Raw genomic sequence first — 15,954 nt, forward strand, 5'->3', positions numbered from 1 at the left:
ACACGGAAATCTTCAATTACATAGCGTGCTACTACAACCCGAAAAGGAGGCATTCGGCACTGGGCTATCTTTGCCCCGACAAGTTCGAGGAACACTACTTTTCTAACTTAACGCTGTGTCCGTGAAAATGGGACCATGTCACCGTTTTTCTGCCATTGACCGTCTTAAGAGGTAAGTTTCGCGCATCGTAACTGGGAATGCTAAATATAACCCCATAGCTCTGGTTGTCGCTATTATTCGTTGGGTCGAAACCGGCGGCACTTGTTACATTCCCGTTTTGATCGTACTGGAACATCACATTGGGCGAGACCAAACCGGGTACGGCATTGGCCGCCCCATCATTCACCGTATTCAGCCTGTTCCCAATTTGTGGGGGGCAAAAGATCCAGGTAGAAGGACAGGTATAATCCAGATCGTCCGCAATTCCACCAAATTGATTGTACCGTTTGAGCGTCAGGATATTGCCATTGGCATCATAGGTAAGGTTGTTCAGGTCGTGGGCATTGGTTTGTTGGTAGGTTCCAAAACCCGTACCCTGCCAAAAATCTGCTTGGGTGAGGCGGTTTCAGAAAACTTATGTGCGGTGTATGGGATCGGATGAGAAAGTGCGTAGTTTTACGCCCACACCAACCTATGCCGTTAGCAATATGAGCAGCGAAAAAGCCACCCGTGAAAAAGCCTTTATTGTAACCGCCCGAAAGTATCGGCCCCAAACCTTTGGGGATTTGGTCTCGCAGGCACACGTCTCCGAGACGCTGCGGAATGCGATTCAGTCGGGCCGTCTGGCCCATGCCTATTTGTTTAGCGGTCCGCGCGGTGTAGGTAAAACCACAGGAGCCCGTCTATTGGCCAAAGCCATCAATTGTACCACCTCACTTTCCGAGCGCGACCGAGGAGAAGCTTGTCGGCAGTGCGAATCGTGCCGAAGTTTTGAGGAGGGGCGAAGCCTGAACATTATTGAAATTGATGCGGCCTCGAACAATTCGGTGGATGACATCCGGGCATTGCGGGATAAAGTCATTATTCCACCGCAAGGTGCACGTAAGAAAGTGTATATTATAGATGAGGTGCATATGTTATCTAATGCCGCCTTTAATGCCTTGTTAAAGACGTTGGAAGAACCGCCGCCCCATGCCCTATTTATTTTTGCCACCACCGAACCACACAAAGTCTTACCCACCATTTTGTCGCGGTGTCAGCGTTTTGACTTTAAGCGGATTCCGGTGGCCGATATTGTGTACCGACTCAAGGAGATTTGCGTTATAGAAGGGTTTACGGCAGACGAAGAATCGTTGGTACTTATCGCACAAAAAGGAGATGGTGCACTTCGCGACGCGCTTTCGGTATTTGATCAGTCTATTGCCCTTTGTGGTACCGATCTCCGCTATGCAGAACTGGCCAAGGCATTGGGGGTGATTGCGAATGACCTATATTTTGCCATTACGGATATGATTCACCAGCGGGAAACGGCCCCGGTTTTTCGTTTTGTTCAAGCGTTGGTCACTTCTGGGGCAGATTATTTGGAATTTGTTGGCGGCCTATCTGACCACCTTCGAAATTTATTGGTGGCCCACTCCACACAATCAGGTGCATTGATAGAGGCTGCGGAGGCCGTTCAACAGCGGTATCAGGAGGAAGCGGCGCGTTTTGCCGAACCAGACTTACTCCGGATGTTACAATTGGTCTCGGAAGGGGAACAAGCCCTTAAAACCAGTGCCCAGCCACGCCTGCGATTAGAGATGATGTTGGTCAAACTGGTGACCATGCCTGCATCGGTGGATCTCCACCAGTTGTTGCGGCACTTGGGCCGTCTTGAGTCGCAAATAAAATCTGGTCATTTACCTCCGGTTGCCTCCTCTTCTGGGTCTTCATCCGGCCCTTCTTCTGCGCCAATCGCTGGTGGAAGTCCCCCCACTTCTGCCTCCAAACCAACCTCTTATACCAACCCCAGACCCGCCCTCCCTGAAGGCCCACCCACAACGGTAGCCGAACCTGCTCTTATCGCTGCCCGCCCCCCAGCAGTCGAACGTAGCCAGACCACCGCCCGAACTCCCGTTTCGTACGAAGCCCTTTTTGGTAAACCAGCATTGGCTGGCGTTACGCCCACTCGTCCCACCAAAGTACAGGATTCAGAAGTTCCAGCAACCGCCCTCAGCCAGCCGACGATGCGCATTCAGGTCGCTGAAAAAGTGGCGCAGGAAGACTATAACCGGATATTCTTTGAGGCCAATAAGTATTGGTCAGATTTTCTAAGCCGGATTAAACGGGGACGTATTGCCGTATTTGGTATGCTGAACCAAACACGGTTAGACCGCGCCGAACGTGCTACCTTAATGATTGCGGCGCCCGATGCCATGCATGCAGACTTATTGACCCAACAACGAGACTGGCTGGCTTCGGAGTTGGCAGATGTTGCAGGGCTAAGCCGCCCCCCAAGTTTGACCTTCTACATACAACCCACCCAACAGACCGAAACCGCACAAAAGGCCGAAGCCGAAGCAAACGATCCCTACCAACAACTGCAACGCCTCAGTCAAACCAACGCCACCGTTCGCGCACTGATAGACCACTTCGGTGCAGAAATCGTTTGGTGATCCTTCACAACCTTCTATAACGACCCTTTTGAACTTTTTGGCACACCTTTTTCTGGCCGAGAACACGCCGGAATCTCGGTTGGGTAACCTGCTTGGGGATTTTGTAAAAGGCGGTTTGGCCACGTTGCCATATCCGCCGGATGTGGTTAAGGGCATTGCAGAACACCGTCAGATAGATGCTTATACCGACCATCATCCCATTGTTAAGCAAAGTCAGGCTTTCATCGGTAGTCACAACCGACGCTTTGCGGGTATTGCCATAGACGTCATCTATGATCATTTTTTGGCACGTGATTGGTCCTCGTTCCATCCCATGCCACTTCAGGAGTTTACAACCCAATGTTATCTCGAAGTCAAGAGTCGGTGGGATCTACTACCACCACGGCTTCGATTTGTTTTGCCCTATATGGAAAAAGACGACTGGTTGGCCGGATATGCCCACCGTATAGGGATCGAAAACGCCTTGACTGGGCTGGGGAAGCGAATGCAGCGTCAATTTGGCGTCCCCAACCAATTTGCCGACACCTATTTAGATTTCACAACCCACTATGAACCATTGGGAGAACACTTCACGGCCTTTTTTCCGCAGCTACGCGCATTTGTTGCTACCTTACGGGACGACGCTGTTACTCCCATAGCCGAATTTCCGGCTACTGTTCAGAAATAATCATAGCCCTACTTTTATGCAAAGCAGAATCCTTCGTTCTTTTCTCGTACTTTCCCTAAGTGCTCTCTTTTTTGGCGGTTGCGACATCTTCAACAAAGCTGAAGTACAAATAGAAGATCTGGTGGTGGGTACGGGCGAGGTTGGTAGTTTGTACAATTCATGGCAGGTACAATACACTGCAACCATTCTCGGACAAACAACCCCTTTTGAGCAATCTACTGCTGAAAAACCGCTTACGTTTGTCAATGACTTTTCAATCTCCCCCACAGGCTTTAGTGACGGTATTCAAGGGATGCGTGTGGGTGGTAAGCGGAAGATCACCGTCCCACCGAGTTTGGCTTGGGGACGAAACGGTATCAAAGACCGCAACGGTAAAGTGATTGTTCCTAAAAATGCGACCATCGTTTTTGAAGTAGAATTATTAGGACAACCCTTGGTCACTAAGACAGAAACCACGGCTGGGTCTGGAGAAGGGGCAGACGAAAATGACCTGCTCGAAGTGAAATACAAAGGTTATTTTGTGGATGCGCGTGGCTACTTCACCGATGGGACGGTTTTTGACCAATCTACGGGTGATGCCACGTTTAAGTTTACCCTCGGGGTGAGCAATGTAATTCCTGGATGGCATGTGGGCATGGTGGGTGCCCGAAAAGGGAGCAAGCGGACGCTAATCATCCCGCCACACCTTGGCTACGGCTCTTATGGCGTCCCCAATTACCAGTCCGGCGGATATTCTATTCCTCCTCATGCCACGCTGGGCTTCGAGGTGGAAGTCATTAATATCACGAAAGGATAGCGCAAACGTATTACACACGATTAATGGATATATTTTCTATCTCTTTGTTTATTAAGCATTTGACTGCTTCTGATAAACAAGTTTTAGACAACCTAATCGTACATCGAACGTTGAAAAAAGGGAATACACTCTTGGCCACAAACGCCTTCGACGACAAAGCTTATTATGTGTTTTGCGTAAATATTGCGAACGAGAAGAAAAAGAAGTGACGCAAGATTTTTTCATTAGAGATGAGATATGTTTTCTAAATTCTCCTACTTATGGTGATCGAGCCACTTATCAGGTATCTGTATTAGCGAAATCTGTCGTATTTCAGATCAATTTAGTTGCTTTCGAACGGTTAAAAAAAGAGACCCCATCCTTAGCGGAGTTGGAATATCAAATTTTAGAACAAGCGTATCACCAGTCGCAAAAGCGGCTGGAGACTTTCCAGATGATGAGTGCCACCGAGCGTTACCAGAACCTGATGGACCGATCGCCACATATTCTTCAGCAAATTCCACTAATCTACATCGCCTCTTATCTGGGTATAAACAACGCATCGCTTAGTAAAATCCGCAAGACCCTTTCCCGTAAATCCTCAACCCACTGATCATTTTGGTATTTGCCAAAAAAAACATCTTAATAATGGAAGTACTTTTACATTATTTGGTAACCGGAATCTTCTAATGCCATGCCTAAGTTTGTCCATTTTATTTGTCTCGCCCTCTATATATCATGAGTAGTCCTACCTTCGGACAATCTCATAAAACTACGCTTAAAACAGATTTATTCGACCCATTGGCCAAGGGTGGAAGTCTTTGGATCAATGCCGATAAAGGCAACCATCGGATATTTTTAGCCAGTGGCTTTAATGAACTCCCCGACTTCTTAAACCCGGATAAGGCATTTTTTACCGAAAAAAGAGATTTCTTTCAACAGATGGGGTATGGTCACCGGATTGGAAAACACAAAAAAGGGATTTTGGGGGTACAACTTATTTATCAGGATATGACCATCAGGGCCAAGGGCAAAAACGAGCAAGAAGACCTAAGGCGCCAAGGGTCTGCCCGATAGCATTCTATGAAGTTCGTCTGGGGCATAAAGGGAGTGCTTTTTCCTTAGCACCTTGGGCCAGCTATCGCTTTGATCTATTGCGAAACGAGGCCGTATTTAATGCGGTGGGAAAGTCCTATAAAACCCAGTTTGCAAACGTTGCGATGGGGCTTAACTTAGGTTATTCCTTCTCTAAGAGTCCTTAGATTTTTGAGAGATGTCTTAACCTGATTTCAAGACACAATGCAGCATTTATCGTCCCTTTTGCCAGAAACTGCGCCCAAAACAGTTTCACAGGTGTTGCCAGCGGCTTTTTTCGACCGTCACCCGCTGGAAGTAGCACGAAGCCTTATTGGCAAAAGAGTGGTTTTGGATTCTAATACGGGAACTGTCCTATCTGGAAAAATTGTAGAAACCGAAGCCTACCGCTGGGACGAGGCGGGGTGTCATGCTTGGAAAAACGCACTTCCGGATGGGCAAGTACGTGACAAAAATCTTATCTCTGCGGGACTCTTCGACGCGCCCGGAACCAGTTACGTCTATATCAGCTACGGTTTACACCGAATGTTGAATGTGGTTTGCGAGCCTAAAGGGGTAGGTGCGGGCGTATTAATTAGGGCCGTGGAACCCATTACAGGCTTGCACGCAATGCAGGTCAATCGGCCTGGGATCAGACGCCTAACCGATCTGACAAATGGGCCAGGAAAACTTTGTCGGGCGTTCGGGATTGATATTATACATCATCGTAAATCATTACAAAACGGCACTTTGCGCTTGATGGAAGGAACAGTAAACACCGAGTACACGATCGGCTGCTCCACCCGGATCGGTTTGGCCAAAGGCATGGGCGACGAGTTGCCGTGGCGTTTTTTTGAGGTACAAAACCCCTATGTTGGCAAGGGTAAAGTGGTCTTTTTTTAACGTAACAAGACCAAGTATAAGGGCTATTCCTATTTAAACAAATCCAATTGTCGTTTCTCCATTGACCAAAGCCCTTTATTACCAAGCCGTTTTTTTGCATCGGGTAAAAAAAACAATCCATGTGCATCCCAGTTACACAAAAGAGGCTGTTCTACCCGTACAAAACCATTGTTTTTTCGTGGTGCATTAAATTTTTTACGCCCCAAAAGTGGTTATCTTACATACTTCATCTGTAACCAAGCCATGCTATCATGCCTGTTTCTCCGAAGACTTCCGAGCAAATCCGACAAGATTTTTTAGATTTTTTTGCTTCCAAAGATCACTTTATTGTTCCCAGTGCGCCGTTGGTTCCAAAGGATGACAACACGCTCATGTTCATTAATTCTGGTATGGCGCCCTTCAAAAAGAGTTTTTTGGGAACCGAGAACCCGCCTTCGCCAAGGGTGGCTGATACCCAAAAATGCCTCCGTGTCTCTGGAAAGCACAACGATTTGGAGGAGGTGGGGGTGGATACATATCACCATACCTTGTTCGAGATGTTGGGAAATTGGTCGTTTGGTGATTATTTCAAGGAAGAGGCCATCGCATGGTCTTGGGAATTGTTAACAGAGGTTTGGGGGTTAGACCCCGATCGTCTCTATGTGACGATCCATGAAGGAGAATCCAAGTGGCATCTCGAAGAAGACTTGGAAGCACGGGAAATTTGGAAAAAACAAAAAGGCTTAAACCCCTCTCATATCTTACTGGGCACTACCAAAGATAATTTTTGGATGATGGGGGATACGGGGCCTTGCGGGCCTTGCTCTGAAATCCACTACGATGGCCGGACGGATGCCGAACGCGCCGAAGTACCGGGCAGTGCCTTGGTGAACAACGATGATCCGCGTGTCGTAGAAATCTGGAACAATGTTTTTATCCAATACAATGCCCTTCCAGATGGCAACCTCGAAAAGCTAAAAAACCGCTTTGTGGACACAGGAATGGGCTTTGAACGTATTGTCCGGACGATACAGGGAAAAGACTCTAACTACGATACCGATATCTTTGCGCCGTTATTTGAAAAACTGGCAGCACTCGCGCCACGAAAAGAAATTGTGGGATACGACCAGATTCAAGACGTTGCGGAGGGAGAACAAGAACGAATCCGGATTGCGATGCGGGTGATTGTGGATCACATCCGTACCATTTCGTTTGCTATTGCCGACGGAGCAACACCTGGTAATGACGGACGCGGCTATGTTATCCGACGCATCTTGCGGCGGGCGGTTAGGTATGGCTACCAAACCTTGGGATTCCGAACGGCCTTCATGTGGCAATTGGTGGCGGCTTTGGAACAAAAAATGGGGCCTGCTTTCCCCGAAATTGTTCAGCAACGAGATTTTATTGAGCGCATCATTCGGGCAGAAGAAGAATCGTTTCTACGGACGCTCAAAACAGGCATTGAGTTGTTCCAACAAACGGCTGAACGCGACGGAACCATCACGGGCGAAGCGGCTTTTCTTTTGCATGACACCTACGGCTTTCCGATTGATCTTACCGAATTGATGGCCCGCGAAGCTGGTATTCGGGTGGATAAAGCTGGGTTCGATACCGAAATGCAACAGCAAAAAAGTCGGGCACGCGCCGCCGCCAAATTTAAAGTAGATCAATCGAAGGTGGATATTTGGCAAATCATAGGCGAGGATACCCCGGAGAATTTTGTGGGGTATGACCAACTCTCGGTCCCCGAAACGCATATCAAGGCCATTAAGACCACAAAAGATACAAATGGTAATCCCTTGTATTATATTGCCTTAGCCCAAACCCCATTTTATGCAGAATCGGGCGGGCAGATGGGAGATACGGGGACACTGACCTTGGGCGGAGAGACGGTACATGTCTTGGAGACGATCAAATTAGATGGCCGAATTGCCCACAGGGTGGATCGCTTGCCTGCGCATACCGACACATCTGTTTCGGCAAAAGTGGATACCGAGCGGCGAAAGCGGATTACCGGGCACCACTCGGCCACCCATTTATTGCACCTGGCCTTGCGCGATCAATTGGGAACACACGTACAGCAGAAAGGCTCTTTGGTGGCGCCAGACCGTTTGCGGTTTGACTTTAGCCACTTCGAGAAAGTAACGGATGCCCAACTTCGGCGCCTCGAAGCCCAAGTGAATGGCTTGATTCGGGAAAACCTTCCCTTGCAGGAAGAACGCCATGTTCCGATTGCAGCGGCACAGGCAAAGGGGGCAATGGCTCTTTTTGGCGAAAAATATGGTGACGAAGTACGGGTGATCACGTTCGGAAGATCGGTAGAACTCTGTGGAGGAACACATGTGGCTGCCACCGGAGAAATTGGCCTGTTCCGGTTTGTCTCGGAAGGATCGGTGGCTTCGGGCATTCGCCGCATAGAGGCGTTGGTGGGCGAGGCGGCCCTTGCACACATCCAGTCGGAATTGGCGGAGTTGGAGGCCATTCGCGGGCTGCTGAAGTCCAAAGGCTCTGCTGCCGAAGACGTGGCTGTTCTGCAAGAAAACCTCAGAATTGCCGAAAAAGCCACGGCGATGTTAAAAATGCAAGGCTTGACCACTCAATTAGCGGGTCTCTTGGCCAACGCGACCGAAGTGCAGGGTATTCGCTTGGTGACTGGTATAATAGAAGGAGCAGACGGAAAAGCCCTTGGTGAACTGGCCCAAATCTTGCGGGATAAAGTTGGCGAAAACGCTGTTTCTGTATTGGGCGCACACGATGGCGAAAAAGTCTTTTTGGCTGCCACTGTTTCCGACGACCTAAACAAAAAGGGTCTTCAGGCGGGCAAGCTCATTGGCCAGGTCGCAAAAATCGTAGGCGGAGGCGGGGGCGGACGGCCTCAGTTAGCTACGGCTGGGGGGAAACAGCCCGATAAGTTGACAGAAGCCCTTGCAGCGGTAAGCGGTTTGCTCTAAAGGGTTGGCTGATGCACCTGTTTTTTGTCTTTGGTTGCATAAATGGCTTTTTTGCGGTTTCGGACAACAAAGTATGCTTATTTATTCTAAAGCCTCCTTATTGTGAATACATCCATTTATCATACACTTCTCGAAATAGCTGCGGCAAAAGGTGCTGGATTTATCGTCTTGATTGATCCGGATGCCTTGTCTCCGGAGAATATGTCCCAATTCTTGGGCGATTGCGAGGCCGCTGGCACCGATGCTTTTTTTCTTGGCGGAAGCCTGATGCATGTCCCATGGATGGATCGGTATGTGCAAATGCTCAAGCAACACACGACCTTGCCCATTATTGGTTTTCCGGGATCACTCACCCAAATTTCGGGGCATTTGGATGCCATGCTGTATTTATCGGTCATTAGTGGCCGCAACCCCGATTACCTTTTTGGGCAGCACGTTTATGCCGCGCCCATCCTCCGAAAATTAGGCTTAGAGGCCATCTCTACGGGATATATGCTGATTGAAAGCGGCGCTTTGACCTCGGCACAATACATGAGTAATTCTATGCCTATGCCCCGTAAAAAGAACAATATTGCCGTTGCAACCGCCCTTGCCGCCGAGATGATGGGCATGAAACTCTTGATGACCGATGCCGGATCCGGGGCCGATTTTCCCGTACCTGTGGAAATGGTTGCCGGTATTACGGCAGCGGTTTCGATTCCGCTTATGGTGGGTGGCGGCCTGCGTACCCCCGAAATGGCTGCCGCACGGGCACAAGCGGGGGCCTCTTTTATTGTTGTAGGCAATGCCTTTGAAGACCGTCCAGACAAATCGTTCATTGCCGAAATGGCAACTGCCACACATGCAGGTGGCCAAAAACGGCGCTTTGCGGCCCCATAAGATGCCTGCTCGCCGCCTATGTACCACCACCAACCTACTCTTGTTTGGGATTTGGTTCTCCATTGGTTTGGTCATTGTTCTTCGTTCCGTATTAAGTACGGATGGCATGGCCGCCGGAGATGGAGCCTATTATTTAGAAGCCGCCCAAAACCTGCTCATTCATCATCAGTTTCACATAACCACTCTCGGCCTCGGAGCCTCTTTGCCGCTGGATGGGTATGACCCGTTTACCCTGTGGCCCATTGGTTATCCGGTTTTAATTGCAGGTCTTTCATTTATAACCGGATTACCCGTTTTTTGGGCGTCGAAACTCCTCGGATGGCTGTTGGCTGGTCTCTCTATTGCGGGGTTCCGGCGTTTGGCTTCCGAAGAAGCGCCTATGTTGACCGCCATGATGCTCTTTTCTGCACCCTTGCTTTTATTTTCATCCACCTTTAGCGAGGCTGCATTTCTTACGGCGTTGGTTTGGTTTGTTTATTGGATATATCAATTCCGGCAAACGGGCAATTATGGCGCATTACGGGGTATTTTAATTTGTGCCCTCTTTTTATTTTTATTACGCTATGTAGGCATTTTTTCGGGTGTGGTTTTACTCTGGCTGGCTTGGAAAACCATGCGTGAAAACCGCCCCAAAATAGCACCATTGGTGATGGTCATTTTCTTGTGGACAAGCGTTGTACTTGGGTATGCGTGCTGGAACTATGCCCGATCGGGCGCATTTTCCGGTATGAACCGATATTCAGGCGCAACACCGGAAGTGGCACAGATAATGGGTTCATGGCTGAAAGGGTTTATGGTAGGATTTTTCCCCTTGGCTATTGATCGAATCTCCGGTTTTTTACTGTTCTTAATATTATGTATTCAGATCGCCATTTTTTTATGGGCCTGGATTGCTAAAAACAAACAGACAGACGTAGCCCAAGCCTCCTCCAACAACTGGCAAGAACGGTTGCACCTCGTCGAGGTACTATTTGTTGTTGGCTTGTGCTACTTGGTGGTTATGACGGTTTCGCGTTGGCAACACGTCTTGTGGTTGCAAAAAAGCAGTTTTTATATGGAGTTGTTTGCTCCTGTCTTTTGGCTCTGGATTCCGGCAGCCATCCTTTGGGCTCGCCACCAGTTGGGTTGGCAAGCGCCACTCAAAAAAGTAGTCTGGCTCACTGCGGGTACGTCATTTATGCTGTATGGTCCACTGTGGGCCATCAAACAGGTTTATGAACAACGGATGCCATATCATCAGGCAGTAGCCAAGGCCATAGATGCCGCAAAAGACATTCCACCGGGTGGCATCGTTTTGTTTGGAGATCCGCATTTAAACTACCTGAGACCAGACTTAATTCGATTGGAGCCTCCATCAAAGCCCTTATTCGCCCATCCGCCCACGTTCGATGAGACCCTAACATGGTTACATCAGGCATATCCTAAAAGGCCCCTGTATATATTTATGAATACAAGGTTTAATGATATGAATCCAGATGGTTTGGTTACCGAAGAATGGTTTCATCCCTCTTTTATCCACCGGAGCAAAGCCATCCCACCGGATACCCGTATCCGTATTCATTAATGCACACATTGCCCCGCCGATACGAAAACGGTATCTTTATTCCTGCCTCCTAACTCACCTTCTATACCAAACGAAATGGAACGTCTTTTTTTACTTGATGGCATGGCCTTGGCCTATCGTGCACATTTTGCCTTTGCTACACGCCCTTTGATTAATAAAAAAGGCATGGATACCAGTGCTTGTTATGGTTTTGTAGGGACGATGTTGAGTTTAATTGAGCGCGAAAGGCCCGAACATATTGCCGTGGTGATGGATGCTCCGGGGCCGAATTTTCGTGACGAGATCTACGAAAAATACAAAGGGCATCGCCCACCCATGCCCGATCCATTGCGTGTAGCCCTGCCTTTTATCAAAGACTTGGTGAAGGCCTTCGATATTCCGATGCTGGAAATTCCAGGGTTCGAGGCCGATGATGTGATCGGGACGTTGGCCAAACGCGCCGAGGCAGAAGGCCAACATGCCGTAATTGTCTCGCCAGACAAGGATTTTCGGCAACTCTTGGGCCCAGGTGTTTCCATTCTACGCCCCACCCGAAAAGACGAAGAGTTTGATTGGGTGACGGAGGAAAAATTCCGAGAAGACTATGGCTTGCCGCCCGTAAAATTCATAGACGTTTTGGCATTATTGGGCGATACCGCCGACAACGTACCCGGCGTACCGGGTATTGGCGAAAAAACCGCACCAAGCCTGATCCAGCAATATGGATCGGTAGAAAACCTATTAGAACATGCCGGAGAAATCACCGCAAAACGGGTACGAGAAGGCTTACTCAACAACCGCGATCAAGCCATTATGTCTAAACTACTGGTCACCATTCATACCGAAGTGACCTTAGATTTAAACTGGCAAAGTCTTGTGCGTACCAAGCCGGATATGGCGGAAATCGGACGTTTATTTGATGAATTGGAATTTGGAAAAACACTACGAGGCCGCATTCATCGCTATGCCCAATCCTTTCAAGCAGTACCCCAAGCACCGGCAGGAAGCCAAGTAAACCTTTTTGGTGGATTTGAACTGCCTACCTCCGGATTGACCGACATTTTGGTACACCCCGATGAGCATAGCTTCGACGCCGAAAAGGTGCAGTACCACTTACTGACCGATCCTGCGATGCAACAAGCCCTTGGCGACCAGTTGAATCGGGCGACAGAAATCTGTTTTGATACGGAAACAACTGGAACGGATGCGATGATTGCAGAGTTGGTGGGCTGTTCTACCTCTACCCAAGAAGCCGAAGCCTACTATTTACCCACCTTAGACGCTGCCACCACCCAAACGGTATTGTCGGTATTGAAACCAGCATTGGAAAATCCTGCCATAACCAAATGTGGTCAGAATGTGAAATACGACTTGCTGATGATGAAACGCTATGGTATCCATTTTAAAGGTCCCATTTTTGATACTATGGTGGCCCATTTTTTGTTGAATCCGGATGGGCAGCATGGCTTGGACGCCATGAGTATGGAGGTGTTGAACTACAAAAAGATCCCTACTTCGGCGCTTCTTGGGGAAGGTAAAAAAAACCAAAAAACCATGCGCGAGGTTCCGGTAGAAGTGGTCTCGGACTATGCCTGCGAAGACGCCGACATTACGCTCCGGCTTGCCCAACACCTTCGGAAAAGACTGGCAGATGAGGGCCTTTTGTCACTCGCCGAGGAAGTCGAAATGCCTTTGGTTCCGGTTTTAGCACAAGTAGAAGCCAATGGCATTTTGGTGGATGTGGCTGCACTCAAGGAATACTCGGTTCAATTGGCCGCCAAACTGATCGAGATGGAACAACAAATTTATGAATCGGCAGGTGGAGTGTTTAATATTGGTTCTCCCAAACAATTGGGCGAGGTCTTATTTGAACGGCTTAAGTTGCCAAGTGGTAAAAAAACGGCCACCGGACAATACTCTACCGATGAACGGGTCTTGCAGGAATTGGCCGTAGAGCATGATTTGCCCGCCCTCATCTTAGATTGGCGCAAATTTTCCAAACTCAAAAGTACGTATGTGGATGCCCTGCCCACCTTTGCCAATCCTAATACAGGCCGGGTTCATACCAGCTTCCACCAAACCATTGCTGCCACAGGCCGCTTGGCATCCTCTAATCCAAACTTGCAAAACATCCCCATCCGGTCTGGTGAAGGGCGTGAAATCCGTCGTGCGTTTATTGCCGCACCAAGGCACGTATTGCTTTCGGCAGACTATTCCCAAATAGAATTACGAATCATTGCGCACATGTCTAACGATGATGGATTGATGGAAACCTTTCAGCGTAATGAGGACATTCATACCGATGCCGCCGCACGTATCTTTAAAGTTGCCCCCGAAGCCGTCACACGCCTACAACGAAACCGGGCCAAAGAGGTGAATTATGGGATTCCTTATGGCATTTCCTCGTTTGGTCTTTCGCAGCGTATGAGGATTCCCAGAAGCGAAGCCCAATTTTTGATTGACGGTTACCATGCCAGTTATCCCGGTGTTGCCCGATTGATCCTGACCCTCATCGAGGAAGCCCGTAAAAAAGGATATGCAGAAACCCTGTACGGCCGCCGCCGATACCTGAAAGACATCCACTCGCCAAACCGACAACTCCGGCAAGCGGCTGAACGAGTAGCAGTCAATATGCCCATCCAAGGCTCTCAGGCTGATATGATTAAAATCGCCATGATCCGTCTCCAGCGGCGATTGGAGCAAGAAAACCTGAAAAGCCGTATGATCTTACAGGTCCACGATGAATTGCTTTTTGAGGTTCCCGAAGATGAAGTACAGCACATGAAAGCGATCGTCCATAAAGAGATGCAGGAAGCGCTTCCATTATCAGTACCCATCGAAATCGGGATGGGCGTTGGCCCCAACTGGTTAGATGCACATTAATTCGGATGAATGGCTGTGGGCAGAGCTTTAACTGCTAAGTATTTGTGATACAAAGATTTATTAGGTATTGTGGAGCTAATTTATCATCCGAGCATTGATAGATAACCACCTTTTGCATCTGTATTCACACGCGCTTCAAGCAAAAGTGCTGGAGGTTCCATATTTTGTGAAGCCTTAACACAAGAATGCCACCATTTCTTGAATCAGGTATTAAATCATGCATCCTTGAATGCCTTTTTAGGTGAAGCACTTTTTGTTGCCAGTTCAAAGATGTAGATTGCAACCTGCAATATTTGTATTTACAGCCCTTAACCCGTTCTGGACATAAACGCTTTTTATATGCCTTCTAACGGAACGATAAACCTCCGACGTGGATTTGATATTAAGTTGGAGGGAGCAGCATCCAAAACCCTGACCGATCTGGCCATCTCGGCTATTGTGGCCGTTCAACCGCCCGACTTTCCGCACATAATCCCCAAATTGGTGGTGAAACCCGGAGACGAAGTCCAAGCTGGTGCACCACTTTTCCACGACAAAGACCATCCGGAATTATTTTTTACCGCACCCGTGAGTGGCGAAGTGGTAGAAATAGTACGGGGAGAAAAACGGCGGATTTTGGAAGTGCGCATTCTTGCGGATAAAAAAGCGGCCTCCCGTGCCTTTCAACCCATTAACCCCTCTACCCTCTCGCGAGATCAGGTGGTGAACCGCTTGTTAGACAGTGGTGCATGGGTCTTTATTCGTCAACGGCCCTATTCGCTGATTGCCCGCCCGCATGAAAGTCCGAAGGCCATTTTTGTTTCGGGATTTGATTCTGCACCGCTTGCCCCAGACCTTGGCTTCATCTTGGAGCAGTCCGGAAGCCTCTTTCAAACAGGGTTGGACGCACTCGCCAAACTGACGGATGGTAAGGTTCATCTGGGTCTTCCCGTCAATGCCTCTTCTGTTCTACAGCAAGCACAAGGAGTTACAAAAACCGTATTTAATGGCCCCCATCCTGCTGGTAATGTAGGGGTGCAAATCCATCATGTAGATCCGATCAACCCGCAAGAAGTGGTTTGGTATGTCCATGCGCAAGATGTGGTAAATATGGGTAGGCTCTTTGCCGAAGGGGTGTATCGTCCGGAGCGAATAGTGGCTCTTACGGGTTCTGAGGCCACCGAGCGCGGTTACTTCCGTACCGTACAAGGGGTTCATCTGAAAGACTTACTGGCCAATCGGGTAAAAACGGATCAAGTCCGTTTGATTCAAGGCCATGTACTGACGGGGCAAAAGACGTCGCAAGATGCTTTTCTCTCGGCATATACCCATCAAATAACCGCAATTCCGGAAGGCGACCACTATGAATTCCTCGGTTGGCTTACGCCTGGCTTCGACAAACTAAGTCTATCCCGAACCTTCTTTTCTTGGCTGAATAAGAACAAATCCTATCGGTTAGATACCAATTTACATGGTGAAGAACGCGCCTTTGTGGTAACGGGGCAATATGAACAAGTGTTGCCGATGGATATCCTTCCCACCTACTTACTCAAGGCCATCTTGGCCAACGATTTGGAAAAAATGGAGCAACTGGGCATTTATGAAGTCTCGGAAGAAGACTTTGCTCTTTGCGAATTTGTTTGTACCTCCAAAATAAACGTTCAGAAAATCATCTCGGACGGCTTGGAAATGATTCGCAAAGAAGGCTAAGCCCGGCATATTCAACC

13 protein-coding genes are annotated in these 15,954 nt (G+C 48.6%); all 13 read left to right on the forward strand.

Annotated elements, in window-relative coordinates:
- A partial coding sequence (locus JNN12_09245; GenBank protein MBL7978515.1) for an IS3 family transposase occupies positions 1 to 125 on the forward strand: 125 nt, incomplete at its 5' end.
- Between the two features lie 152 nt (positions 126 to 277).
- A complete protein-coding gene (locus JNN12_09250; protein ID MBL7978516.1) occupies positions 278 to 601 on the forward strand; it encodes a hypothetical protein in 324 nt (107 codons plus the stop codon).
- Between the two features lie 46 nt (positions 602 to 647).
- The gene (dnaX, locus tag JNN12_09255; protein ID MBL7978517.1) at positions 648 to 2,594 is read left to right on the forward strand and encodes a DNA polymerase III subunit gamma/tau; all 1,947 of its coding nucleotides are present in this window, start codon (positions 648 to 650) and stop codon (positions 2,592 to 2,594) included.
- A 37-nt stretch (positions 2,595 to 2,631) separates the two neighbouring features.
- Entirely contained in the window at positions 2,632 to 3,261 is a 630-nt protein-coding gene (locus tag JNN12_09260) for a DUF479 domain-containing protein (GenBank protein MBL7978518.1), read from the forward strand.
- A 16-nt stretch (positions 3,262 to 3,277) separates the two neighbouring features.
- Complete coding sequence (locus JNN12_09265) at positions 3,278 to 4,057, forward strand: FKBP-type peptidyl-prolyl cis-trans isomerase (protein ID MBL7978519.1); 780 nt, start codon at positions 3,278 to 3,280, stop codon at positions 4,055 to 4,057.
- A 370-nt stretch (positions 4,058 to 4,427) separates the two neighbouring features.
- Complete coding sequence (locus JNN12_09270) at positions 4,428 to 4,649, forward strand: hypothetical protein (protein ID MBL7978520.1); 222 nt, start codon at positions 4,428 to 4,430, stop codon at positions 4,647 to 4,649.
- Positions 4,650 to 4,774: 125 nt separating this feature from the next.
- Positions 4,775 to 5,113 carry a hypothetical protein gene (locus tag JNN12_09275; GenBank protein ID MBL7978521.1) on the forward strand — a complete coding sequence of 113 codons (339 nt, stop codon included), beginning with the start codon at positions 4,775 to 4,777 and terminating at the stop codon, positions 5,111 to 5,113.
- A 222-nt stretch (positions 5,114 to 5,335) separates the two neighbouring features.
- Positions 5,336 to 6,013: a DNA-3-methyladenine glycosylase gene (locus JNN12_09280; protein MBL7978522.1), complete on the forward strand. Its 678-nt coding sequence runs from the start codon at positions 5,336 to 5,338 to the stop codon at positions 6,011 to 6,013.
- Positions 6,014 to 6,264: 251 nt separating this feature from the next.
- Positions 6,265 to 8,943, forward strand: a complete 2,679-nt coding sequence (gene alaS / locus JNN12_09285) for an alanine--tRNA ligase (protein ID MBL7978523.1) — start codon at positions 6,265 to 6,267, stop codon at positions 8,941 to 8,943.
- A gap of 102 nt (positions 8,944 to 9,045) precedes the next feature.
- Entirely contained in the window at positions 9,046 to 9,822 is a 777-nt protein-coding gene (locus tag JNN12_09290; GenBank protein ID MBL7978524.1) for a geranylgeranylglyceryl/heptaprenylglyceryl phosphate synthase, read from the forward strand.
- Position 9,823: 1 nt separating this feature from the next.
- Entirely contained in the window at positions 9,824 to 11,386 is a 1,563-nt protein-coding gene (locus JNN12_09295) for a hypothetical protein (GenBank protein ID MBL7978525.1), read from the forward strand.
- A gap of 75 nt (positions 11,387 to 11,461) precedes the next feature.
- Positions 11,462 to 14,248, forward strand: a complete 2,787-nt coding sequence (gene polA / locus JNN12_09300; GenBank protein ID MBL7978526.1) for a DNA polymerase I — start codon at positions 11,462 to 11,464, stop codon at positions 14,246 to 14,248.
- A gap of 339 nt (positions 14,249 to 14,587) precedes the next feature.
- The gene (locus JNN12_09305; protein MBL7978527.1) at positions 14,588 to 15,937 is read left to right on the forward strand and encodes a Na(+)-translocating NADH-quinone reductase subunit A; all 1,350 of its coding nucleotides are present in this window, start codon (positions 14,588 to 14,590) and stop codon (positions 15,935 to 15,937) included.
- The last annotated feature ends 17 nt before the right edge of the window (positions 15,938 to 15,954 follow it).

This window comes from Bacteroidetes Order II. bacterium, from assembly GCA_016788705.1.
Lineage (GTDB): Bacteria > Bacteroidota > Rhodothermia > Rhodothermales > UBA2364 > UBA2364.